The 22,374-nt window shown below is 42.4% G+C and carries 20 protein-coding genes; 13 read left to right on the forward strand and 7 right to left on the reverse strand.

Annotated features, from left to right (window positions below; translation table 11 throughout):
- Positions 1–29: 29 nt before the first annotated feature.
- The gene (feoB, locus tag PR800_RS08555; RefSeq protein ID WP_102138813.1) at positions 30–2,348 is read left to right on the forward strand and encodes a Fe(2+) transporter permease subunit FeoB; all 2,319 of its coding nucleotides are present in this window, start codon (positions 30–32) and stop codon (positions 2,346–2,348) included.
- An 11-nt stretch (positions 2,349–2,359) separates the two neighbouring features.
- On the forward strand, positions 2,360–2,593 hold the full coding sequence (locus tag PR800_RS08560) for a FeoC-like transcriptional regulator (protein ID WP_102138812.1): 234 nt from the start codon (positions 2,360–2,362) through the stop codon (positions 2,591–2,593).
- Between the two features lie 48 nt (positions 2,594–2,641).
- Here the strand turns inward: PR800_RS08560 and bioH are convergent, their stop codons facing one another.
- Positions 2,642–3,421 (reverse strand): pimeloyl-ACP methyl ester esterase BioH, encoded by a 780-nt coding sequence (gene bioH / locus PR800_RS08565; RefSeq protein WP_102138811.1) that lies wholly within the window; start codon positions 3,419–3,421, stop codon positions 2,642–2,644.
- 54 nt (positions 3,422–3,475) lie between these two features.
- On the opposite strand from bioH, the gene PR800_RS08570 reads away from it, so the two are divergent.
- From PR800_RS08570 to PR800_RS08600, 7 genes are all read left to right on the forward strand, one after another.
- Positions 3,476–4,159 carry a DNA utilization protein GntX gene (locus tag PR800_RS08570; protein ID WP_166266030.1) on the forward strand — a complete coding sequence of 228 codons (684 nt, stop codon included), beginning with the start codon at positions 3,476–3,478 and terminating at the stop codon, positions 4,157–4,159.
- Positions 4,160–4,222: 63 nt separating this feature from the next.
- Complete coding sequence (gene nfuA, locus PR800_RS08575; protein ID WP_004266130.1) at positions 4,223–4,801, forward strand: Fe-S biogenesis protein NfuA; 579 nt, start codon at positions 4,223–4,225, stop codon at positions 4,799–4,801.
- 89 nt (positions 4,802–4,890) lie between these two features.
- Positions 4,891–5,214 carry a thiosulfate sulfurtransferase GlpE gene (gene glpE, locus PR800_RS08580; RefSeq protein ID WP_004262879.1) on the forward strand — a complete coding sequence of 108 codons (324 nt, stop codon included), beginning with the start codon at positions 4,891–4,893 and terminating at the stop codon, positions 5,212–5,214.
- A gap of 16 nt (positions 5,215–5,230) precedes the next feature.
- Complete coding sequence (glpG, locus tag PR800_RS08585; protein ID WP_102138809.1) at positions 5,231–6,076, forward strand: rhomboid family intramembrane serine protease GlpG; 846 nt, start codon at positions 5,231–5,233, stop codon at positions 6,074–6,076.
- Positions 6,077–6,104: 28 nt separating this feature from the next.
- Positions 6,105–6,863 carry a DeoR/GlpR family transcriptional regulator gene (locus PR800_RS08590; RefSeq protein ID WP_004262881.1) on the forward strand — a complete coding sequence of 253 codons (759 nt, stop codon included), beginning with the start codon at positions 6,105–6,107 and terminating at the stop codon, positions 6,861–6,863.
- 290 nt (positions 6,864–7,153) lie between these two features.
- Complete coding sequence (glpD, locus tag PR800_RS08595) at positions 7,154–8,659, forward strand: glycerol-3-phosphate dehydrogenase (protein WP_102138808.1); 1,506 nt, start codon at positions 7,154–7,156, stop codon at positions 8,657–8,659.
- A 357-nt stretch (positions 8,660–9,016) separates the two neighbouring features.
- On the forward strand, positions 9,017–10,588 hold the full coding sequence (locus PR800_RS08600; protein WP_272530565.1) for an ATP-binding cassette domain-containing protein: 1,572 nt from the start codon (positions 9,017–9,019) through the stop codon (positions 10,586–10,588).
- Between the two features lie 42 nt (positions 10,589–10,630).
- On the opposite strand, the gene PR800_RS08605 is transcribed toward PR800_RS08600, so the two are convergent.
- The 3 genes from PR800_RS08605 to PR800_RS08615 are packed head-to-tail and all read right to left on the reverse strand — an operon-like array spanning position 10,631 to position 12,080.
- Positions 10,631–11,155: a DUF2569 family protein gene (locus PR800_RS08605; protein WP_272530567.1), complete on the reverse strand. Its 525-nt coding sequence runs from the start codon at positions 11,153–11,155 to the stop codon at positions 10,631–10,633.
- A gap of 18 nt (positions 11,156–11,173) precedes the next feature.
- The gene (locus PR800_RS08610) at positions 11,174–11,527 is read right to left on the reverse strand and encodes a DUF488 domain-containing protein (RefSeq protein ID WP_166266226.1); all 354 of its coding nucleotides are present in this window, start codon (positions 11,525–11,527) and stop codon (positions 11,174–11,176) included.
- Positions 11,528–11,567: 40 nt separating this feature from the next.
- The gene (locus PR800_RS08615) at positions 11,568–12,080 is read right to left on the reverse strand and encodes a DUF2569 domain-containing protein (protein WP_102138806.1); all 513 of its coding nucleotides are present in this window, start codon (positions 12,078–12,080) and stop codon (positions 11,568–11,570) included.
- 160 nt (positions 12,081–12,240) lie between these two features.
- Here PR800_RS08615 and PR800_RS08620 point away from each other — a divergent pair, with 160 nt between their 5' ends.
- On the forward strand, positions 12,241–13,140 hold the full coding sequence (locus tag PR800_RS08620; protein WP_102138805.1) for a DNA-3-methyladenine glycosylase family protein: 900 nt from the start codon (positions 12,241–12,243) through the stop codon (positions 13,138–13,140).
- Positions 13,141–13,202: 62 nt separating this feature from the next.
- Here the strand turns inward: PR800_RS08620 and poxB are convergent, their stop codons facing one another.
- Positions 13,203–14,927 carry a ubiquinone-dependent pyruvate dehydrogenase gene (gene poxB / locus PR800_RS08625; protein ID WP_102138804.1) on the reverse strand — a complete coding sequence of 575 codons (1,725 nt, stop codon included), beginning with the start codon at positions 14,925–14,927 and terminating at the stop codon, positions 13,203–13,205.
- A gap of 824 nt (positions 14,928–15,751) precedes the next feature.
- Here poxB and proP point away from each other — a divergent pair.
- The 3 genes from proP (at position 15,752) to PR800_RS08640 (ending at position 19,156) form a co-directional block, all read left to right on the forward strand.
- Entirely contained in the window at positions 15,752–17,254 is a 1,503-nt protein-coding gene (proP, locus tag PR800_RS08630; protein WP_102138803.1) for a glycine betaine/L-proline transporter ProP, read from the forward strand.
- 95 nt (positions 17,255–17,349) lie between these two features.
- Positions 17,350–18,765, forward strand: a complete 1,416-nt coding sequence (gene phrB / locus PR800_RS08635; protein WP_272530605.1) for a deoxyribodipyrimidine photo-lyase — start codon at positions 17,350–17,352, stop codon at positions 18,763–18,765.
- Positions 18,766–18,844: 79 nt separating this feature from the next.
- The gene (locus PR800_RS08640) at positions 18,845–19,156 is read left to right on the forward strand and encodes a monooxygenase (RefSeq protein WP_102138801.1); all 312 of its coding nucleotides are present in this window, start codon (positions 18,845–18,847) and stop codon (positions 19,154–19,156) included.
- Between the two features lie 34 nt (positions 19,157–19,190).
- Here PR800_RS08640 and PR800_RS08645 read toward each other — a convergent pair whose 3' ends face one another.
- The gene (locus PR800_RS08645; protein WP_102138800.1) at positions 19,191–19,988 is read right to left on the reverse strand and encodes a class I SAM-dependent methyltransferase; all 798 of its coding nucleotides are present in this window, start codon (positions 19,986–19,988) and stop codon (positions 19,191–19,193) included.
- Between the two features lie 63 nt (positions 19,989–20,051).
- Positions 20,052–22,115 (reverse strand): phenylacetic acid degradation bifunctional protein PaaZ, encoded by a 2,064-nt coding sequence (paaZ, locus tag PR800_RS08650; RefSeq protein WP_272530569.1) that lies wholly within the window; start codon positions 22,113–22,115, stop codon positions 20,052–20,054.
- Positions 22,116–22,374 lie beyond the last annotated feature (259 nt).

Genomic DNA, 22,374 nt, shown 5'->3' on the forward strand with positions numbered 1-22,374 from the left:
TATTTCTTTTTTTATTATTGGCAAACACTATGAAACGATTAACGATCGGCTTAATTGGTAACCCCAATGCAGGCAAAACGACCTTATTCAACCAGCTCACAGGGTCAAGGCAGCGGGTCGGTAACTGGGCGGGGGTCACTGTTGAACGAAAAGTGGGCCGCTTCCATACAGATGACCACAAAATCGAACTTGTTGACCTACCCGGCACCTATTCTCTGACCACTATTTCTGAGCAAACCTCTCTTGACGAACAAATCGCCTGCTACTTTATTTTAAGTGGTGAGGCAGACATGCTCATTAATGTTGTCGATGCGTCTAATTTAGAGCGTAACCTCTACCTGACATTGCAATTAGTCGAGTTAGGCGTTCCATGTATTGTCGCCTTGAATATGTTGGATATCGCTCAAAGCCAACATATTGATATTAATATTGCTGAATTAGAAAAACAGCTCGGCTGCCCTGTGATCCCAATGGTTTCAACTCGAGCAACTGGTATCGATAAACTGAAAAAAGCCATTGATACACATCCACAAAATAGCCAGCAAGCCCTTGTGGAATATCCAGCACAGTTATTGCAAGCTGTAGACTCACTATCTGAACAAATTTCAGCACAACAATTTAGCCACCAGCAGCGCCGCTGGTTAGCATTACAGATCCTCGAAGGGGACATATATAGCCGCCAACGCGCAGAAATATCTGAAGGACAATTGCTGGCGATACGCCAAACACTGAAAGAAGGCTTAAACGAAGAACCTGAATTACTCATTGCCGACGCACGTTATCAATCTATTGCAACCATTTGCAATGCTGCGATTAACAATAGTGCCGCTGAACCAAATCGACTAACACAATCACTGGATAAATTTATTCTGAGCCGTTGGCTCGGCGTACCTATTTTCTTGTTTGTGATGTATTTGATGTTCGTTTTAGCCATCAACATCGGTGGCGCCTTACAACCCTTCTTTGAAGGTGCGTCAGAAGCGATATTTATTCATGGTATTCAGTGGGTTGGTGCCTACTTTAGCTTCCCTGATTGGCTAACTATTTTCCTTGCCCAAGGTGTTGGTGGCGGTATTAACACGGTTTTACCGTTAGTGCCACAAATTGGGATGATGTATCTGTTTCTTTCAATACTGGAAGATTCGGGCTATATGGCGCGAGCCGCTTTCGTGATGGACCGCCTCATGCAAGCCTTAGGTTTACCGGGTAAATCTTTCGTGCCTTTGATTGTCGGTTTTGGCTGTAACGTACCGTCAATTATGGGTGCACGCACGCTCGACGCACCGCGCGAAAGGCTAATTACGGTCTTAATGGCACCATTTATGTCTTGTGGTGCAAGATTAGCTATTTTCGCCGTTTTTGCTGCCGCTTTCTTCGGCAAAAATGGGGCGAGCGTGGTCTTTTCACTCTATATTTTAGGGATTGTTGTCGCTATCTTAACTGGGTTACTACTAAAACATACTCTAATGCGTGGCGAAGCTTCTCCGTTTATCATGGAACTTCCGGTTTACCATGTGCCACATATCAAAACACTGCTGATTCAAACATGGCAGCGCCTAAAAGGCTTCGTGGTACGTGCAGGTAAAGTCATCATCGTTGCCAGTATCTTTATTGGCGCATTAAATAGCTTCTCTTTCTCTGGTAAACCTGTTGATAATATAAATGATTCCGCACTGGCTTCTGTCAGTAAAGTGATAACCCCTGCTTTACAGCCTATCGGTGTTCATGCAGATAACTGGCAAGCAACTGTTGGGTTGATTACCGGAGCGATGGCCAAAGAAGTGGTAGTGGGAACACTAAATACCCTGTATACCGCTGAAGCCATTACTTCTGAGCCGTTCGATGCAGAATCTTTCAATTTATGGGAAGAACTGGGAGATGCGGTTTCTGAAACTTGGGATAGCTTAAAAGAGACCTTTACCTTAAGCGCGTTATCGAACCCTATTGAAGCCAGTAAAGGCGATGGAGAAATGGAATCCGGCTCAATGGGTACCATGGCAGCGAAATTTGGTTCAGGAATTGCAGCCTATAGCTACCTCATCTTCGTCTTACTGTATGTGCCTTGCGTCTCAGTAATGGGTGCTATTGCACGTGAAACCAATAAAAGTTGGATGAGCTTCTCCATTCTGTGGGGCTTAAATGTGGCTTATAGCCTTGCGGCTCTGTTTTACCAAGTTGCCACATTTAGCGAACACCCACAAAGCAGCTTGATTACTATAGCCGCGGTTGTTCTGTTCAACCTTGCCTTGTTCATATTCTTACGTCGCATGCGTAGCCGCGTAACCCTGAACATCAAGAACAGAACCGCAGAGCAATGTTCTGGCTGTTCAAGTGATGCGTGCCACTAAGGAATAAAACGATGACTAGCTTGCTGCAAATAAGAGATTTAATCGCCTTATATGGGCAAGCTGACATCGCGCTACTCAGTGAGCAGCTAAATACACCGGCTCCATTAATTCAAGCAATGGTTGAGAAACTCGTTAGCTTAGAGAAAATTGAACAAGTCGATATCAGTGCTTGTTTAACAGGCAGTAGCTGTAAAGGCTGCCCTGAAAGCACTGATTGCACTCATTTTGTATATAAAATCAAATAATAGGCACACCACAAAAAAATCAGCCTCGAATTAGGCTGATTTTTTTATTTATTCCTCGATGCGACTTTGAAAATCCAACAGGTATTCGCAAAACTCATCAGGATGAGAAATAAATGGTGCGTGAGCACTATTTCGAACAATGACAGATGGCGAATTAGGGTAAAGTTCATCTAAAATTGGCACTATTTTGCGCGGTACCAAGCCATCGAGATAACCATAAATACGCAAGAAAGGAATAGGTAACAGCTTTAATTCCTCGCGCAAATCTTCGGTGCGCAATGATTCAAGCCCTGCATTTAACGTTTCAACCGTTGGAATAGGCTGTTCGAGTACCACAGATTTCAAGGTTTTTGCGTCGTTTCTGGCGCTTTCTGTCCCTAATGTCTGCAATGCTAAAAAACGCTCGACTGTGCGATGAAAATCAGCCGAAAGTTGCTGCTCGAAACCTAATAAAACCTCTGGCCGGATCCCTGCCCAACCGTTTTCTTCGGCTTTAAAACACGGAGAGGAAGCAACCGTAATGAGCCCTTTAACTTCATAGGGATGGTCAAGCGCGATACGGCTTGCAACTAGCCCGCCAAGTGACCAACCAAGCCAAATCGCGTTTTTAGGTGCTTGTTCCCACAAAATATTCGCCATCGATTGAATATTCATGGGGGAAAAACCTTGGCTACGCCCATAGCCCGGCAGGTCAACCAAATGAACCCGAAAGTGCGAAGCGATTCGCGGAATAATTGTTTGCCAGACTTGGGCATTCAGCCCCCATCCGTGCAGCAACACAAGATCTTGTTTACCTTCACCAACGGTCTGCCAATATAACTTTGCCATCGTTACACTCTCTTCATTCATTTATTTGTCAATTCGTTTTAACGGGACGCTACTATGCTAACAATGGAAGGGGGCTGCTGGCTATGCCATCAATCACTAAAGTTACCTCATCAGGGTGTTTGTAGTTTTTGCCTCAAAGGACTGCCTAAAATGCCAACTTGCTGTTTACGTTGTGCTTTACCCTGTGAACAGCCGACCATGGAATGCGGACGCTGCTTAAAGAGCCCACCCCCATGGCAGAGAATTATCACTGTAACCCCCTACCAAGCCGCTTTACGCATGTTAATTCATCGTTTTAAATTTCAAAAACAACCTCAGCTTGCTTTTACTTTAGCACGTATCTTTGCATTATTTTGGCTCACAGGTTATCGCCAACAACAATGGCAAAAACCGGACTTAATCATCACCATTCCACTGCATCGTCGCCGTCTATGGTGGAGAGGATTTGACCACATGGCATTAATAGGCGAAAATTTGTCCAGATGGTTAAATATCCCCTATTCGCAAAATTCATTATCGCGTAGTCGTGCTACACTGGCACAGACTACACTAAAACGTGAGTATCGCCGAAACAACCTAAAGGGAGCATTTACCTTAAACGACTCTGTTTCAAACCTACATGTTGCTGTTATTGATGATGTTATTACAACAGGTTCTACCATGAATAGCGCAGCACAATTGTTGATTTGTGCGGGAGCGCATACTGTTGATGCATGGTCACTGTGTCGCACCTTGTAGGAAAGGGGTAAATGGGCGTATTATAACCAACTAAAGCAGTCAACTATTATTGAGCAAATGATTATGATTAATATTACTGAAGCAGCACAGGCTCATTTTGCCAAGTTGTTGGAAAATCAAGAGCCAGGAACTCAAATCCGTGTTTTTGTTATCAACCCAGGCACGCCAACCGCCGAATGCGGTGTGTCGTACTGCCCTCCGGGTGCCGTTGAAGCCACAGATAAAGAACTAAAGTTCGAGAAATTATCTGCTTATGTTGATGAAATTAGCGCCCCATTCTTGGATGATGCCGAAATTGACTTCGTCACCGACCAACTCGGCTCACAACTGACGTTAAAAGCACCAAACGCCAAAATGCGTAAAGTCTCTGATGACGCACCATTAATTGAGCGTGTTGAGTATGTTTTACAGTCACAAATTAACCCACAACTTGCCAGCCACGGTGGCCGTGTTTCCCTGATGGAAATCACCGACGAAGGCTTTGCAATTTTGCAATTTGGTGGCGGCTGTAACGGCTGTTCAATGGTCGATGTCACCCTTAAAGAAGGTATCGAGAAAGAACTTCTCAAAATGTTTGAAGGTGAGCTAAAAGGCGTTAAAGACCTGACCGAGCACCAACGTGGCGAGCACTCTTTCTATTAATCAATACCACGAATATTTGGCACTCGGTTCTTTACGGGTGCCTATCATTTAACCTTTTATGGGTTGTTACCTACTGTATTCGGTATTTTATGGACCATTTTGAAACATTAACACCAGAGCAAGCCTACCAACATTGGTTAGACGGCACCGCCATACTGGTAGATGTGCGAGACCCACAAAGTTTTCGTGCAGGCCATGCGAGTGGGGCCTATCACCTCACCAATGAGTCACTGAGCCAGTTTCTAGAACAAACGGATTACGAACAACCTGTTATGGTGATGTGTTACCATGGGCACAGTAGCCAAGGTGCTGCACAGTATCTGATCAACATTGGCTTTGAATCTGTATATAGCATCAATGGTGGATTTGAAGCTTGGTTAAGGGAATATCCACAAGCCGTTACGGCTCTCTAGATGAGAAAACGCATTCATGATCCACATCACCTCCTTTGCTAATCCCAGAATGGCGCAAGCTTTTGTTGACTATATGGCGAGCAAAAATATTCACCTAAAAATAAAGCCATCACAGGAACAAGCCGTCTTTGAGCTTTGGCTAGAAGATGAGCAGCTTCAACCTCAAGTCCAAAAAGAATTAGATATTTTTCTACAAGACCCAAATCACCCTCGCTACTTAGAAGCCAGTTGGCACACAGGAAGCGCAGATACTCAATTTCAATATCGCAATTATCTAACTTGGGGTTATCTTAAAGAGCAATCTGGCCCTTTAACTATCGCTGTTATTTTATTGTCGATTGTTGTATATCTTTGGGTAGAAATGACCGATGCTCGAGAAGTTCTACGTTATTTGGCATGGCCTATTGGCGACCAACAAACGGAACTTTGGCGTTGGTTTAGTCCTGCATTGGTGCACTTTTCGCTATCACACATTGGTTTCAATCTTGCACTATGGTGGTTTCTCGCTGGGCAAGTTGAGCGAAAACTCGGGACGGGCAAGTTATTCACTATCTTACTGGTCTCTGCGCTATTTAGTAACTGGGGGCAATCGCTATTTAGTGAAAACAACTTTGGCGGCTTATCCGGTGTCGTCTATGCCCTTGTCAGCTATGTGTGGTTAACGGGTGAACGTCGGCCAGAAAGTGGCGTTAGCGTTCCTCGAGGGTTAATGATTTTCTCCATTATCTGGCTTTTTTTCGGTTACTTCGATGTTTTAGGCATGCATATCGCCAATGCCGCACATACTTCAGGGTTAATTATCGGCTTATTAATGGGAGTATGGGATAATAGACACAGTTTTAAACACCAGAGCTCCAGATAAAACATTTTAATAATTAGAGGCTAACGCTGTGAAACAAACCCAGAGACATGATGCAATAGTTGAGCTTGTGCGTCTTCAGGGATATGTCAGTACTGAAGAACTCGTCGAACACTTTGAGGTTAGCCCTCAAACAATCCGTCGAGACCTCAATGATCTCGCTGAACAAAATAAAATTCAGCGGCACCACGGTGGCGCAGCACTGCCTTCAAGTTCTGTAAATGCGGCCTATAATGACCGTAAAATCATGTGGTCAGATGAAAAAGCGCGTATCGCACAACATGTTGCAAGCCAGATCCCTGATGGTGCAACACTGTTTATAGACATTGGTACCACACCCGAAGCCGTTGCCCATGCATTGGTTAATCACAAAAACCTACGTGTGGTGACCAATAACCTCAACGTTGCCACGTTGCTGATGCCAAAAGAAGACTTTCGCCTCATTTTAGCCGGTGGTGAAGTACGCTCACGGGATGGCGGTATTGTCGGTGAAGCGACTCTCGATTTTATTTCCCAATTTAGATTAGATTACGGCATTTTAGGTATCAGTGGCATTGATATGGATGGCTCATTACTTGAGTTCGATTACCACGAAGTTCGTACCAAACGCGCAATTATTGAAAACTCACGCTGTGTCATGCTTGTCACCGACCATTCTAAATTTGGTCGTAACGCGATGGTTAACTTGGGCAATATGAACCTGATTGACTACTTATTTACTGACAAACAGCCACCAGATAGTATTCTCAAAGTCATTGAGCAACATAATGTTCAATTAGAGCTTTGTTAATCAAATAGTTATTCTCATGATGGTAGTCCTCACTGCCATCATGCTTCTTGCTATCCCCCTATTTTAGCCCTCAGCCTTACCATCATTTTTTCTTTTTCGCGCGAAATTCTCTTTTTTCCATTGTGAATAACAATATTTTATGTGTGGGTATTGAAAAAAAATTGTTACCAATATCACGCAGTTGTTATTTTTTTCATTAATAATAGTTGGCATCACTATCTATTTTGACTACAATTAAATGAGCGAAAACGAACATTATTGAAAGTGTTTCGAACATCTCAGGGGGATGCATGGAAACTAAAGACTTGATTGTCATCGGCGGCGGGATCAACGGCGCTGGAATTGCAGCAGATGCTGCAGGTCGTGGATTATCAGTATTACTGCTCGAAGCTCAAGACTTAGCAAGTGCCACTTCATCTGCGAGTTCTAAACTCATTCATGGTGGCTTACGTTACTTAGAACATTATGAATTTAGATTAGTGAGCGAAGCATTGGCTGAACGTGAAGTGCTATTACGATTAGCGCCACATATTGCCTTCCCAATGCGCTTCCGCTTACCGCATCAGCCTCATTTACGTCCAGCTTGGATGATCCGTATTGGCCTGTTCTTATATGACCATTTAGGCAAACGTGTGAGCTTACCAAGCAGTAAAGGGCTGAAATTCAACCAAAATTCCGTACTCAAACCTGAATTAACGAAAGGTTTTGAATATTCTGACTGTTGGGTTGATGATGCGCGTTTAGTTGTGTTAAACGCTCAAGAAGTGGTACGTAAAAATGGTGAAGTTCGCACTCGCACAAAAGTGACTCGCGCTTACCGTGAAAATGGCTTATGGGTTGTTGAAGCTCAAGACTTACGTACGGGTGAAACCCATACATGGAAAGCGAAAGGGCTGGTTAATGCCACTGGGCCTTGGGTAAAAGAGTTCTTTGATGATGGCCTGAAATTAAAATCACCTTACGGTATTCGCCTGATCAAAGGTAGCCACATTGTCGTTCCGCGTGCTCATGATGAACCACAAGCGTATATCTTACAAAATGAAGATAACCGTATTGTATTTGTTATTCCATGGATGGATGAATTTTCTATCATCGGCACCACTGACGTAGAATATAAAGGTGACCCGAAAGACGTCAAAATTGATGAGAACGAAGTTAACTATTTACTGAAAGTGTATAACGACCACTTCAAAAAACAGTTAACCGTGAGTGATATTGTTTGGGACTACTCAGGTGTTCGCCCACTGTGCGACGATGAGTCAGACTCACCACAAGCTATTACTCGTGATTACACATTGGATATTCACGATGAGCAAGGCCAAGCACCATTGTTGTCGGTATTTGGTGGTAAATTAACAACTTATCGTAAGTTAGCGGAAGCTGCTGTAAATAAATTAGCCACTTACTATCCAAATGCAGGTAGTCCATGGACTAAAAATGGTCAGTTACCAGGTGGTGATATCGAAGGTTGTGACCGTGATGGTTATGCACGTGTATTACGTCAACATTATCAATGGCTTCCTGAAGGCTTAGCGCTACGTTTTGCTAGAACTTACGGTAGCAACAGTAAATTGATCCTTGAAGGCGCGAATTCACTCAGTGACCTTGGTGAAGCATTCTCTGCGAATGTCTATGAAGCGGAATTACGTTACTTAGTCAAACATGAGTGGGTAACAGAGTTGGATGATGCTATTTGGCGTCGCACTAAATTGGGTATGTGGCTGAATGAAGAAGAAAAACAGCGCATTGCTCATTGGTTAGCAAAAAATGGGTTGTCAGAGAATACCTCTGCATAATCGTAAAAATCTCGTTGTTATAAAATCTCGTTGTTAATGGAAAAAGCCAGTCGCAGTTGTTGACTGGCTTTTTCTATTTTTAAATCGTTTTTTCTATTTTTAAATAATTAGTACGACTTTCAGAAAAAACCCAATCACGATAAGTTGCACAAATCAATTTGACCTGTTTATAATGTATGCGAATTTATCTCTCACCCAACTTCGCAGGTACGCCTCACGATGAACTAAGCACTGCCAGAAAATATTTTCCAATACCCTTTTGGTATTCATTTTTCTGTTCCTGGCAGGCAACCGCTTTCATCGACGCTTCTTGATAAGTCAACGACGTTGTCTGTCCTCATTATTTTGGAGGTGCATATGACGATTGTTTGTCACTTTTCACAGCTCAATATTGAATTTAACCAAACCGCTCTTTTTTCACCGCTAAGTGGGACGTTGTCATGCCAAAAAAATGCCCTAATTGGGCATAATGGCAAAGGAAAATCCGTCTTGATGCGTATTCTTGCTAGCCAATTATCCCCTACGCAAGGAAATGTACATTGGAACCGCCCCTTTATCTATGTCGAGCAATTAACGCGACTAGCGGGAGAAACGCTTGTCGATGCTTTAGGTATATCTGAGCTTTATCACGCATTCTTACGCATTGAGGCAGGAAATGGTTCTTTGGCAGATTTTGAGCTCACAGAAGATAAATGGCATTTACCTTCCCAATGGCAAAGTTTATTGGACTCTGCAGGGCTCTCTATCTCAATGGAAGCCCCCATTGCCCATTTAAGTGGAGGTGAACGTACTCGCCTAGCCCTTTGCCGTGCATTTCTTCATCAAGACCACTTTTTGCTACTTGATGAACCGGATAACCATTTAGATACACAAAGTCGGCAATGGCTTAGCCAAAAACTCACAGAGCACCGAGCTGGTTGTCTCGTTATTTCTCACAACAGAACCCTGTTAGGCGAAATGGATGCTATTTTTGAATTAACGGAAAAAGGGTTACACGAGTATGGGGGGAATTATGCGTTATACGATACCCAAAAAACCGCGGAAATCGCTGCAATCGATGCACAAAGTGAGCGCTTAGAAAAACGTATTCATCAAGAGAAAAAACAGCAACAAGCCACATTACAAAAAGCCGCCCAACGCAAGAAACAGGGAGAGAAAATTCGCTATGGTGGGTCGCAATCCTTATTACTGCTTGATATGCAAAAAAACCGGGCAGAGAAAAGGCAATCAAACGTCGCAGAGCGGCACCAACGGGTTATGGATAACCTACAAAATCAACAACAGGAAAACCAAGAGAAAGCCCGCCATATCAAGCCACAAAAAATGACAATTAACTATCAAAATGAAGGTAATAAAGTCACCATTTTTGCTTCTGACTTGCGTTTGCCTTACGGTTATTCGTCACCTCTTTCATTCACCATATACAGTGGGGAGCATTGGCATATTCAAGGGCGTAATGGTTGTGGGAAATCAACCCTACTTAAGGTTCTTGCTGGCCTGTTGCCATCAGATTCAGGAGAGTGCCGCCTCAGTGGGGAGTTTTGCTATTTAGACCAACACCTCAACTTACTCGATAAAACATTACCTGTTGCTGAAGCCCTTCATCAATACCAACCCTTGTTTACAGTAGAACAGTGGCGCACGCAATTAGGTATGTTACGAATACGAGGAGATAAATCATTACTGCCACTACAGCAGCTCAGTGGTGGGGAGCAACTAAAAGCAACACTATTGGCGCTCACACATAGCCCGAGCCCACCCGCTATTTTATTACTCGATGAACCGGATAACCATTTAGACTTGGATTCAAAACAACTACTTGAAGCGCTATTGCAGGATTACCAAGGAACACTCTTGCTGGTTTCTCACGATGAAACCTTTATTGCAAACTGCAATATAACCCATACGCTAAATCTTTCTGATAAATAACCATACGTTAGGCCACAGCCAAAATAGGAGTGGCCGTATACTTTAATGGATAAATGTATTTTTGACGCGATGAGAAGCTAAAAAGTAGGGGATCCATAACACGCAATAAAAGCTGCCATTTATAGCGGTAATAATATTTGAGTGATTGATTTCCAAACCAAATATATATGGGAATATAAAACGAGCAACCAATACCATTAACGTAAATAACACCATGGTGGTGATAAACAGCCACTTCGCCTGTTTTTTCCATTTAACCGCAGCGATAAATGTCCAAAGAAATAGGGCAATTAGAACACCATAACCTATTTGTAAGAGGTAAAAACCTGTCGCAAAGCCTGGAATATAAAAATCAGAATCTGCATGAGTTGCCAATGGCCATGCTGTTTGTACTTGTGAAATTTCTTGCAATAACATCATGACGGTTTTGTACAGCATATAAAACAGACCAATAACCGGTAAAATTAACCATCCACTGATCCCCTGTAACGGCTTTTTAACTACCGGGTGAGCCACTGGTGATATTATTGCGGGCTCTGCTTGCGTGGCTGATTGCTGAATATCCATTCAAATAACCTTTATTTACTATTTACTTTGCATTTTTTCTTCAAGAAATGCCTTGAGTACAATTGCTTGATTATGTTCTGTATTTTTAGCACTGTATAACAGTGTTAAGTCACCTTGCTTTGCTTGTGAAACCAATACCTGCCAAGCTGTTGTGTTATTAAGTTCCTGCTGATATCGCTCGATAAATTGTGCAAACTGATCGGTGTTCTGATGAAACCATTTTCGTAGCTCATTGGAAGGTGCAACGTCTTTATTCCAAGCGTCGTGTTGTAAATCTGTTTTTTTTATTCCTCTTGGCCACAGTCTATCAATAAGCACGCGATAACCGTCGTTATCGTCAACAGGGTCATAAACTCGTTTGCATTTAATCATCATTTACCTACCCAATAAGTAAACCGCATAATTTTATTTATTAATTTACAAAGGTATTTTTAACACGCTTTGAAACTAAAAAATATGGTATCCAAATGGCACAAGCAATTAGAGCCCGAAAAATATCTTTGATATCGGAGGCTTCGACCTCTAAATCCAATAAAATACTTGCGAGTATAATATCCGTAACCGTCAAAACTAAAGAAAAGATCTGGAAAAAAATATAAATTTTAATTGTGAGCTTTTTCGTTGTAAAAAAAACATAACTGAGGAAAAGTAAGGTGGCGTATAAAATAACATTACCTAAAACCTCAAAGTAGATTAGCTCTTTAAATAATGGAATAAATGAACTTGATTGTGGATCTGTTAATTCAACCCAATATTCAATCACTTGAGCATTTTGCCCATAAATCGAAAAAGGCAAAATAATCAAGGACAATATTATCCCTAACATGGGTAAAATAAGCCATCCACCAATACCTTTTAATTCTTTCCTTGGTTGTGGTGATGGTACCGAAGTGCCATGAGATGAACTGTGACCTTCAGTTTTCATTTACACTTCCTTATTATCCTTATTAAACAGACAAATAATATCAATACAAAATAAATAACCCTATATAAGATAGCATACCTACTCAACAAAAAATGAGTAACTAAATGCGCTAATTCACAATTATATTGCTAATAAAGAACAATCTGACAAGGCCATCATTATGCAAATATTTACCGCACAGTTACCACTCCCTACCAATTACCTCTATGGTGATTTTTTTGCCTTTCATTTAAGAGATCAACACAATGTTGCGGAAATAGTGGAAGAAAATACATTACACAAAGGCATAATATGGCAACAACATGCCACAAAAATGACATTAGAGCTAAAAAAACAACAAGCAATAATTTCATTAGAAATTGATCCCCCATCTGTCATTGTCAATGAACAAGACCTGTTAACGTTGGCACAGCATGTACTTGGCTTGAAACAGAATATTGATGAGTTCGAAAAATACTACTGTGAAAACCCAACACTGGGCCAGCTCATTGAAAAACAAAGAGGATTACGAATTTATCAATCTGCCAGTGCATTTGAAGCATTAGTTTGGGCTATTATTGGCCAACAAATCAGTGTTCACGCAGCTATTGCCATTCGTCGACGATTCATCCAAGCCGTGGGGATCCAGCACACTTCGGGTATTTGGTGTTTTCCCGATACACCACAGGTCAAATCAGTTGATGACGAAACGCTACGCCAAACGGGTTTTTCGAAGGGGAAAATTACCGCCCTCAGAGCCCTTTGTGAAGCCATCGAAAATCAACAAATTGATTTATCACAGCATGTCACTCACTCCAATGCGAATCAAATAACTGAACAATTATTAAAAATCAAAGGAATTGGCCCTTGGACTGTGAGCTATGCTTTACTCAGAGGATTCAACTACTTAGATGGCTCTTTACATGGAGATGTTGCGGTAAGGCGTAATTTGCAAACATTGCTCGATAAACCAGAACAACCCAACGCCAAAGAAACAGAAAAATGGTTAGCGCAATTCTCCCCATGGCGTGCGCTGGTTGCCGCTCATTTATGGCGTAGCCAATCAGCCGCAGGGTATTGATTAATCAAAAAAAGCCCACTTCACATTGAGAAGTGGGCTTTCCAGCTATACGCAATATCGATTTAACGTAGCCAGTTCGTTTTCACTAATTGAACGACTTCATCACCACGACCACTCATAATCGCTTTTAACATATACAGGCTAAAGCCTTTCGCTTCTTGCGCTGCAATTTCTGGCGGCATAGACAGCTCTTGTTTGGCGGTCAAGACATCAACGACCACCGGCCCATCATGGGCAAACGCTTCTTTTAATGCGCCGTCTAGGTCTTCACTTTTTTCAACACGGATCCCTTTAATACCCGCAGCATTCGCAATCGCTGCAAAGTTAGGGTTATGTAAATCCGTTCCTGCTGTCAAGAAACCGGCAACTTTCATTTCCATGGCAACAAAGCCAAGTACGCCATTGTTATGAATGATGATTTTTACTGGTAATTGCATTTGAGAAAGAGAGATAAAATCGCCCATTAGCATACTGAAACCACCATCACCACACATTGCAACCACTTGACGTTTTTTATCAACGGCTTGTGCACCAATAGCTTGTGGCATCGCGTTTGCCATTGACCCATGGTTAAAAGAGCCAATTAAACGGCGCTTACCGTTCATTTTCAAATAACGCGCAGCCCATACTGTCGGGGTTCCCACGTCACAAGTGAAAATCGCGTCATCAGCGGCTAATTCACTAATTTTTGTTGCAAGATACTGTGGATGTATTAACCCTTCATGACCCGGTTTAGCAAGATCATCTAACCCTTTTCTAGCCTCTGAATAATGTTTTAAAGCACCGTCGAGGTGTTTTGTCTCTTGTTTCGTCTCTAGGTGTGGCTGTAACGCATCCAATGTCGCTTTGATATCTCCAATCAACCCCATATCAATATGGCAATGGGAGCCCAAGCTGCCCGCATTAATATCAACCTGAATGATTTTAGCTTCACTTGGGTAGAAAGGACGGTATGGAAATTGTGTCCCGAGCAAAACGACCGTATCTGCGTTCATCATTGCGTGGTAACCTGATGAAAAACCTATTAAACCTGTCATTCCAACGCTGTATGGGTTATCCCATTCAATATGTTCTTTACCACGTAACGCGTGTACTACCGGTGCTTTTAGTGTTTCTGCTAGCTTAACCACTTCATCATGGGCACCCGCGCAGCCATTACCACAGAATAACGTGATATTCTTAGACTGATTCAGCAGTTCAGCAAGTTTTTCGATTTCACTTCGCTGAGGCATAATCAGTGGAGCTTGTGGCTGATACCACGTTTCTTTCGCTGACTCTGGCGCATCTTTTAGCGCAATATCACCCGGTATCACAACAACGGATACCCCTTTATTCAGAATCGCTTTACGCATAGCGATACCAAGAACTTGTGGAATTTGCTCTGGATTAGAGACCATTTCACAATAATGGCTGCATTCGCGAAATAATTCAGTTGGGTGGGTTTCTTGGAAATAGTTACTACCAATTTCACTGGATGGGATATGAGCTGCGATCGCTAATACGGGCACTCGATTACGGTGGCAATCATACAACCCATTTATAAGGTGCATATTTCCTGGCCCACAAGAGCCCGCACAGACGGCTAAATTGCCGGTTAACTGAGCTTCTGAACCCGCAGCAAAAGCAGCAACTTCCTCATGGCGAGTACCTAGCCACTCAATAGCGCCTTGACGACGCAAGCTGTCGGTTAAGCCATTCAACGAGTCTCCTGTAACGCCCCAAATACGTTTAACACCTGCATTATCAAGTACTTTTGCAATATAGGATGCAACACTCTGTTTTTTCATAATGGCACTCTTTTAAGTCGGATGTGGTACCCTTGATATCTTGCAGTTCAAAATATGAAAGGGACCTTTTTAGATGTATAGCAACATTCAAAATAGAATCTTGTCATACTCGCTTATATCAAACTCAATATTGACAATAAATTGATTGTAACTAAGTAAATTCTTCATTCCTACTCATCAAATTAAATATAAGACAGAACAGCATAATCCACCGTTATTATCAAAAGAAGAGGATAGCAACAAGATAAATAAACAGGCGAGTTATTAACAACTTAAATACAATGAGAGCATCAGAAAAGGATTAGATTATCTTCATATATTATTCATCGCAACAGCGCCATTATTTCAACAATATTAAATCGCTAGCCTTATATATTTATGACAGACTGAAACTTGCCAAATGAAATGGTATTGAATTGATTTAAAACAATTTATTTTCAGTCCATTTATTATCCAAATTCTATTTTTTCGAATATTCGGCTCAATCGTCTAGCCACCAACACAAAACCCTGCAAAGAAAAATGAATTGGTATAAAACACCTTCATTTTACATTTATCCGATATTAATGTAGTATTGAATGTGTATTTATTAATTCAAGGTGGTTTTCTTGCTGTATTTACAACACAAGTACTCTCATTTCTCTACCCATTACATACCTGCTTTAGCCTGTTATTTCAGCGCTACATAAAAACACTAAAAACTTATCTATTGCGAAAACAACGTCTATTCTAAATAATAAGGTTTTATATTTTTCGATGTATGAAAACCCATATCTTAAATGCTGTTGTTTCGATTATTGAAATTAAAATAAGAGGATGGTTTCATGAGATTCAAGAAGAAAAAAGAAAAACCGTTAAATATTAGTGATATTACTATTATTGATGACGGTAAACTCAAAAAAGCAATTACCGCGGCTTCGCTGGGTAATGCGATGGAATGGTTTGATTTTGGGGTATACGGTTTCTTAGCCTATGTTCTAGGTCAGGTTTTCTTTCCAGACGCATCACCGAGCGTCCAGATGATTGCCGCATTAGCCACGTTCTCCGTGCCTTTCTTAGTTAGGCCATTAGGTGGGGTCGTTTTCGGTATCTTAGGTGATAAGTACGGCCGTCAAAAAGTCCTTTCGATGACAATTATTATTATGGCAATCAGTACCTTCTGTATCGGTTTGATCCCATCCTATGAGAGCATCGGTATCTGGGCGCCAATTCTGTTATTAATTGCTAAGTTAGCTCAAGGTTTCTCGGTAGGTGGCGAATATTCTGGTGCTGCAATCTTCGTTGCAGAATACTCACCAGACCGTAAACGTGGTTTTATGGGCAGTTGGTTAGATTTTGGCTCTATCGCTGGTTTCGTTTTAGGTGCAGGTGTCGTTGTCCTGATATCGAGCATTGTTGGAGAAGCCAACTTCCATGATTGGGGCTGGAGAATTCCGTTCTTCTTAGCATTACCGTTAGGGATCATCGGGTTATATCTACGTCATTCACTGGAAGAAACTCCTGCGTTCCAACAACATGTTGAATCGTTAGAAAAACAAGATAAAGCCAATATTCAAAATCCACCAAAAATCTCAGTACGTGAAGTGGCGACTAAGTATTGGAAAAGCTTGATGATTTGTGTTGGCTTGGTTATCGCAACTAATGTGACTTACTATATGTTGCTGACCTACATGCCAAGTTACTTATCACACAACCTGAATTATTCTACTGACCATGGTGTGCTAATTATTATTGCAATTATGATTGGTATGTTATTTGTTCAACCAATTATCGGTTTAACCAGTGATAAAATTGGTCGCCGCCCATTTGTTATTACCGGTAGTGTCGGTCTGATTTTATTGGCATACCCTGCATTTATGTTAATCAACAGTGGTTCTGTTGGCTTAATTTTCCTAGGTTTATTAATTTTAGCGGTGCTGTTGAACTGTTTTACCGGGGTTATGGCTTCCATTTTACCCGCGATTTTCCCGACACATATTCGTTACAGTGCGTTAGCGATTGCCTTTAACATTTCAGTATTAATTGCCGGTGCGACACCGACTGTTGCGGCATGGTTGGTCGAATCAACCACTGACTTATATATGCCAGCTTATTACTTAATCGTGATTGCTTTAATTGGTTTATATACGGGTATTAGAATGCCAGAAACAGCGAATAAACCATTGCGTGGTGCAACACCTGCGGCATCAGATAAAGCCGAGGCAAAAGAAATTCTTAGCGAGCACTTTGACAATATTGAGCAGAAAGTTGAAGATATTGACCAACAAATTGCTGAGCTTGAGAAAAAACGCCAATCCTTAATCAATCAGCATCCTAAATTAGATTAAACATGAAAGGGCCGGTAAACGGCCCTTTGTTTTAATTTCAACAAAAACTTCAACCAAGGAGGGAGGCGGTGGCAGCCAAACAAGTTTGTCATCTTATGTGGTTTCGTAATGATTTACGGGTCACTGATAACAAAGCGCTTTCCTCTGCGTGTGTGGATCCTCAAGCTAAGGTTATTGCTCTCTATACGGCAACACCAGAGCAGTGGCAACAACATGATATGGCTGAACGGCAAATTTCATTCATTCACCAGAATCTTGTTGAACTGCAGAATTCACTTGCTGAGCTTGGTATTCCACTGGTTTGTCAAACTGTGGCTAATTTTGCCGACGCAGCGCAATGGGTACTCGATTACGCAAAGGCGCAACAGGCTGATGCCCTGTTTTTTAATCGACAATATGAATGGAACGAAAAACAACGGGACGAGTGGTTAATCAATCAACCTCATGAGTTGCATATCCATGCTTTCGATGACTATTTATTACTGCCCCCCGGCTCCGTAACTACCCAAAAAGGGGAGATGTATCAAGTCTATACCCCTTTTCGCCGAGCTTTCATCACCCAACTTACCGTGACAGATTGTCGTTCACTGCGCGCCCCAGAAAAACGAGCGGTCGCCATCAACATTGATAAGACTTCACCGTTATTTCCGCATCAGCCCATTGAAGACTCACCACAATTTCCTGCTGGTGAAAAATCTGCTTTAACGCGACTCAGGCAGTTTTGTTCCCAGAAAGTCGTCGGTTATAAAAACAATAGAGATATTCCTTCTATTGATGGTACCAGCCAATTATCACCTTACCTCGCGGTGGGGGTGCTGTCCCCTCGCCAATGCTTCAACCGATTACAAGCAGAAAATCCCCAAGTGTTGGATTACCCAGATAGCGGGGCATTCACTTGGTTAAATGAGTTAATTTGGCGTGAATTTTATTCGCATCTTTTAGTGGCATTCCCACGCCTATGTCGCCATCAGCCATTTATTCAATGGACACAACATATTCACTGGAATGATTCTTCAACCGATTTTGCAGCATGGAAAACGGGACAAACGGGTTACCCAATAGTGGATGCCGCTATGCGCCAACTAAATACAACAGGTTGGATGCATAACCGCCTACGTATGATTGTCGCCAGCTTTTTAGTCAAAGACTTACTGATTGATTGGCGAAAAGGTGAAAAATACTTTATGAGCCAACTGCTTGATGGCAGTTTAGCCGCAAATAACGGTGGGTGGCAGTGGTCTGCCTCGACTGGTGTTGACGCTTCTCCTTGGTTTCGTATCTTTAACCCAACCACTCAAGGGCAAAAGTTTGATGCACAAGGGGCTTTTATTCGCCATTGGTTGCCCGAATTACAGCAAGTTCCCGATAAGTATATTCATACACCCCATGAATGGGCGGTGCTCAACAGTACACCGATTAATTATCCAGAACCGATTGTTGACCATAAACAAGCCCGTCTCGCCACTTTGGCGGCATTCGAAGCAGGTAAGCGTAATAGTTTGAAGCAATAAATCGTTTAAAATACGATAAATAGCAAAGTTATTATTTGCTTTAAGAATTATTATAGCGCTTCAATCATAAGGAGCAGATATGAGCGTTATTTTACAAGTTGATTTCCCGTATCAAGGGCCTTGGGGTGCAGAAATGACCGCGGCAATGGATGAATTAGCCAATTCAATCAACCAAGAACCAGGTTTTGTGTGGAAAATTTGGACAGAAAACCAACAAACTCAAAAAGCCGGGGGCGTTTATCTGTTTACCTCTGAAGCCGATGCCAAAGCATATCTACAAAAACACAGCGCACGCCTGAAATCTTTCGGTGTCCCTGAGGTACGTGGTGAAATTTTTGCAGTCAATAAGGCGCTTAGCCAATTGAACCAAGCGCAGTTTTTAGTGCAATAATTTTTAGTACAATAATTTTCAGTTCAATAAATAGCTATTGGCACTGAAATTCAAACAACATCACATCTGAGGTAAATGAGCCATCTGCTTGTACGGCAAAGTGGCTTTTTACCTCATCACTTAATGTTCCTTGGTAGTGGCGGATAGCTTCAACGAGTGCCTGTGGTGTACGCATCCGTTCGACCCAACTGGTAAATTCCAGCGCTAAACGGAAACTTTGTACCCGCTGAACAAATAACCCTGCATTATTAAACATGCCTGACCATTCCCCAGCGGAATAATCACGAATATGTGAAGTATCCCGAAGCACTTCGACAGTTTGTAAGTAAATATCCAATAATGGATGCCCTGGTGATACCACATCAATAAAGATACCTTTTCCACCCGGTTTGAGCACTCGGCGCACCTCACGCAGTGCTTGTTCCACATCGTGCCAATGGTGTGCAGAGTAGCGGCTAATCACTCGGTCAAAACCATTGTCATCAAACGGTAGAGACTCCGCAGTCCCTTTGCAGGTGGTGATATTATTTAACTTACGTTCTTGTGCATTTTTAGCCACAACATTGAGCATTGAGTCCGACAAATCATAAGCCGTCACTGACTTCACCAACGGCGCTGCATGGAAGCTGGCATGCCCTGCTCCACAGCCAAGGTCTAGCACGTCCTCGTCCTGACAACCTTGTAGCAATTGTTGCAAAACAAGTAAGTCTTCACCTTGTGCATGAACTTGGCTGGTTAAATACGAGTTGGCTTGCTCATCAAATTGTTGATAAACCGCTTGGTGGTGCGTTTTCATCTTTGTTTCCTTACATTCAGTTGGTGATTTCCTCATCACAACAGAAAATGATTGAAAAAGCACCTATTAGCTCGACAATTAATTCATACCGTATAATGACTAGTGAAAATCCCCTACACGACGCTCCACCAGCGTTAAAATACTGTACAACGCCACAACGGTATCGTCCTGATTAAACACTTGCACATCCCATTCAACAACGCCATTAGGTTTGTCTTCAGCAAGTTTCTGCGTTTTCTTGATCTTTTTCTTGCACGTTAGGCGAACTTGTATGGTGTCTCCGATTTTTACAGGTTCAATGAAACGCAAGCTTTCCATGCCATAATTGGCGATCACGGGCCCAACACCAGCATCGACAAATAACCCTGCGGCGGCGGAAACGACAAAATAGCCGTGCGCAATCCGTTCACCAAATAGCGACTGTGCTGCGCCAATTTTATCAACATGAACATAAAAATTATCACCGCTGAGACAGGCAAAATTAGCAATATCGGCCTCTGTAACGGTACGCCTTGCGGTCAGTAACGTGTCGCCAATCACTAAATCTTCAAAATGTTTACGGAATGGATGGACCGCATCAGCGATGGTATCTGCCCCGCGCAGCCATTGCTTGGTAATTGCCGTTAGCATCGAAGGGCTACCTTGGATGGCAGTACGCTGCATATAGTGTTTGACTGCTCGCAAGCCACCTAGCTCTTCACCACCACCCGCACGCCCTGGGCCACCGTGTACCAGTAGCGGAAGCGGTGAACCGTGGCCAGTGGACTCCACGGCTGATGCTTCATTTAAAATTAGCATCCGCCCATGAGCTCGCGCACTCGCACGAATGACCGTTTGCGCGACCTGTGCATCAGCAGTGACTAACGTCCCCGCAAGGCTCCCTCCACCTAAAATCGCCAATTGCACCGCCTGTTCGATATTCTCATAGCTCATTAACGTGGCGACTGGACCAAAAGCCTCGATTTCATGTACTGCTGTAGATTTAAAAGGCTCTGCACAATACAACAACGTTGGTGGATAAAAAGCCCCATGTTGGCTATCTGCACCAATCACATCCAGCTTTTCGAATTGCCCACCACATAAGACATCACAGCCATGATCACGTAAATAATTTACTTTCTCTTGTACGTCTTGGCGCTGTTCTAAGTTAATCAATGCCCCCATTCTGACCCCTTCAACCGCAGGGTCACCCACTGTTGTAGCGGATAAGCGTTTCAATAATGCCTGCTTCACATTTTCGAGCTGATTTTTGGGCACGATAACGCGGCGGATCGCGGTACACTTCTGGCCTGCTTTCGCGGTCATTTCACGAGCGACTTCTTTAATAAATAAAGCAAATTCAGGCTGCTCTGGCTGAACGTCATCGCCTAAAATTGCACAGTTCAGTGAATCCGCCTCCATTGTAAAAGGCACTGATTTGGCAATAATACGTGGATGCGATTTCAGCTTTTGCCCTGTACTAGCGGACCCTGTAAAAGTCACCACATCTTCAAAATCAAGGTGTTCAAACATATCGCCAACACCACCGCAAACCAGTTGAATTGCGCCATCAGGTACCAAGCCGCTATCAACCATTAACTTCACCATCGCCTGTGTTAACTGTGCTGAGGCGGTTGCAGGTTTGATGATGGCTGGCATGCCAGCAAGCCATGTTGGCGCCAGTTTCTCTAACATTCCCCAACAAGGGAAGTTAAATGCATTAATGTGCAGGGCAACGCCACGGCGAGACGTTAAAATATGATGGCCAATAAATTGCCCTTGTTTCGATAACGGGATCATTTCTTCTTCTGGCCAAATCGTGTCATCTGGTAGCTCACGGTTAGCGAGACCCGAATAAGAAAACAGTGTGGCAATTCCCCCTTCGATATCTACCCAGCTATCCGCTTTTGTTGCGCCAGTTTGTGCCGAAATCGCATATAACTGCGCTTTATGTTCCAGTAGATATTTTGCGAGTGCCTTAAGCATCTGCCCGCGTTGCTGGAATGTCATCGCTGACAATATTTCACCTCCCACTTGGCGGCCATACTGTAAGCTTTCTGCTAACGGCAACCCTTCAGTCGTCACCGTATATAAGATTTCATTCGTTAGTGCATGGTGAATTTTTCGCCCTGCGCCCTCACCTTGTACCCATTTACCCATAATGTAACTTGTTAAATGCTGCATATTCCTCTCCAGAAATAAAAACACCAAATCAAATTAGATGACAAATATGTATCATAAAAATAAGCATAGAAGCTAATTTAAATTTAACAAATTAAGAACAATTTTGTCTTAAATGCTTATTTCCATCAAAACCACATAAAAATAAATAATATTAACTGATTGTTTTTGTTTAAATTTAATTTATTGATTGTGAAGCCACTCGCAAAACAGGGTTAATAAACATTGATCTTTTTGTTAACAGTTTCTAGCATTGATGTTA

This window comes from Providencia sp. PROV205 (assembly GCF_028479505.1).
Lineage (GTDB): Bacteria > Pseudomonadota > Gammaproteobacteria > Enterobacterales > Enterobacteriaceae > Providencia > Providencia huaxiensis.

Bases quoted from the DNA above. Each gene is read 5' to 3' on its own strand.
- feoB (WP_102138813.1), top strand. From the start codon at position 30: ATGAAACGATTAACGATCGGCTTAATTGGTAACCCCAATGCAGGCAAA.
- PR800_RS08560 (WP_102138812.1), top strand. From the start codon at position 2,360: ATGACTAGCTTGCTGCAAATAAGAGATTTAATCGCCTTATATGGGCAA.
- bioH (WP_102138811.1), bottom strand. From the start codon at position 3,421: ATGGCAAAGTTATATTGGCAGACCGTTGGTGAAGGTAAACAAGATCTT.
- PR800_RS08570 (WP_166266030.1), top strand. From the start codon at position 3,476: ATGCTAACAATGGAAGGGGGCTGCTGGCTATGCCATCAATCACTAAAG.
- nfuA (WP_004266130.1), top strand. From the start codon at position 4,223: ATGATTAATATTACTGAAGCAGCACAGGCTCATTTTGCCAAGTTGTTG.
- glpE (WP_004262879.1), top strand. From the start codon at position 4,891: ATGGACCATTTTGAAACATTAACACCAGAGCAAGCCTACCAACATTGG.
- glpG (WP_102138809.1), top strand. From the start codon at position 5,231: ATGATCCACATCACCTCCTTTGCTAATCCCAGAATGGCGCAAGCTTTT.
- glpD (WP_102138808.1), top strand. From the start codon at position 7,154: ATGGAAACTAAAGACTTGATTGTCATCGGCGGCGGGATCAACGGCGCT.
- PR800_RS08600 (WP_272530565.1), top strand. From the start codon at position 9,017: ATGACGATTGTTTGTCACTTTTCACAGCTCAATATTGAATTTAACCAA.
- PR800_RS08605 (WP_272530567.1), bottom strand. From the start codon at position 11,155: ATGGATATTCAGCAATCAGCCACGCAAGCAGAGCCCGCAATAATATCA.
- PR800_RS08610 (WP_166266226.1), bottom strand. From the start codon at position 11,527: ATGATTAAATGCAAACGAGTTTATGACCCTGTTGACGATAACGACGGT.
- PR800_RS08615 (WP_102138806.1), bottom strand. From the start codon at position 12,080: ATGAAAACTGAAGGTCACAGTTCATCTCATGGCACTTCGGTACCATCA.
- PR800_RS08620 (WP_102138805.1), top strand. From the start codon at position 12,241: ATGCAAATATTTACCGCACAGTTACCACTCCCTACCAATTACCTCTAT.
- poxB (WP_102138804.1), bottom strand. From the start codon at position 14,927: ATGAAAAAACAGAGTGTTGCATCCTATATTGCAAAAGTACTTGATAAT.
- proP (WP_102138803.1), top strand. From the start codon at position 15,752: ATGAGATTCAAGAAGAAAAAAGAAAAACCGTTAAATATTAGTGATATT.
- phrB (WP_272530605.1), top strand. From the start codon at position 17,350: ATGTGGTTTCGTAATGATTTACGGGTCACTGATAACAAAGCGCTTTCC.
- PR800_RS08640 (WP_102138801.1), top strand. From the start codon at position 18,845: ATGAGCGTTATTTTACAAGTTGATTTCCCGTATCAAGGGCCTTGGGGT.
- PR800_RS08645 (WP_102138800.1), bottom strand. From the start codon at position 19,988: ATGAGGAAATCACCAACTGAATGTAAGGAAACAAAGATGAAAACGCAC.
- paaZ (WP_272530569.1), bottom strand. From the start codon at position 22,115: ATGCAGCATTTAACAAGTTACATTATGGGTAAATGGGTACAAGGTGAG.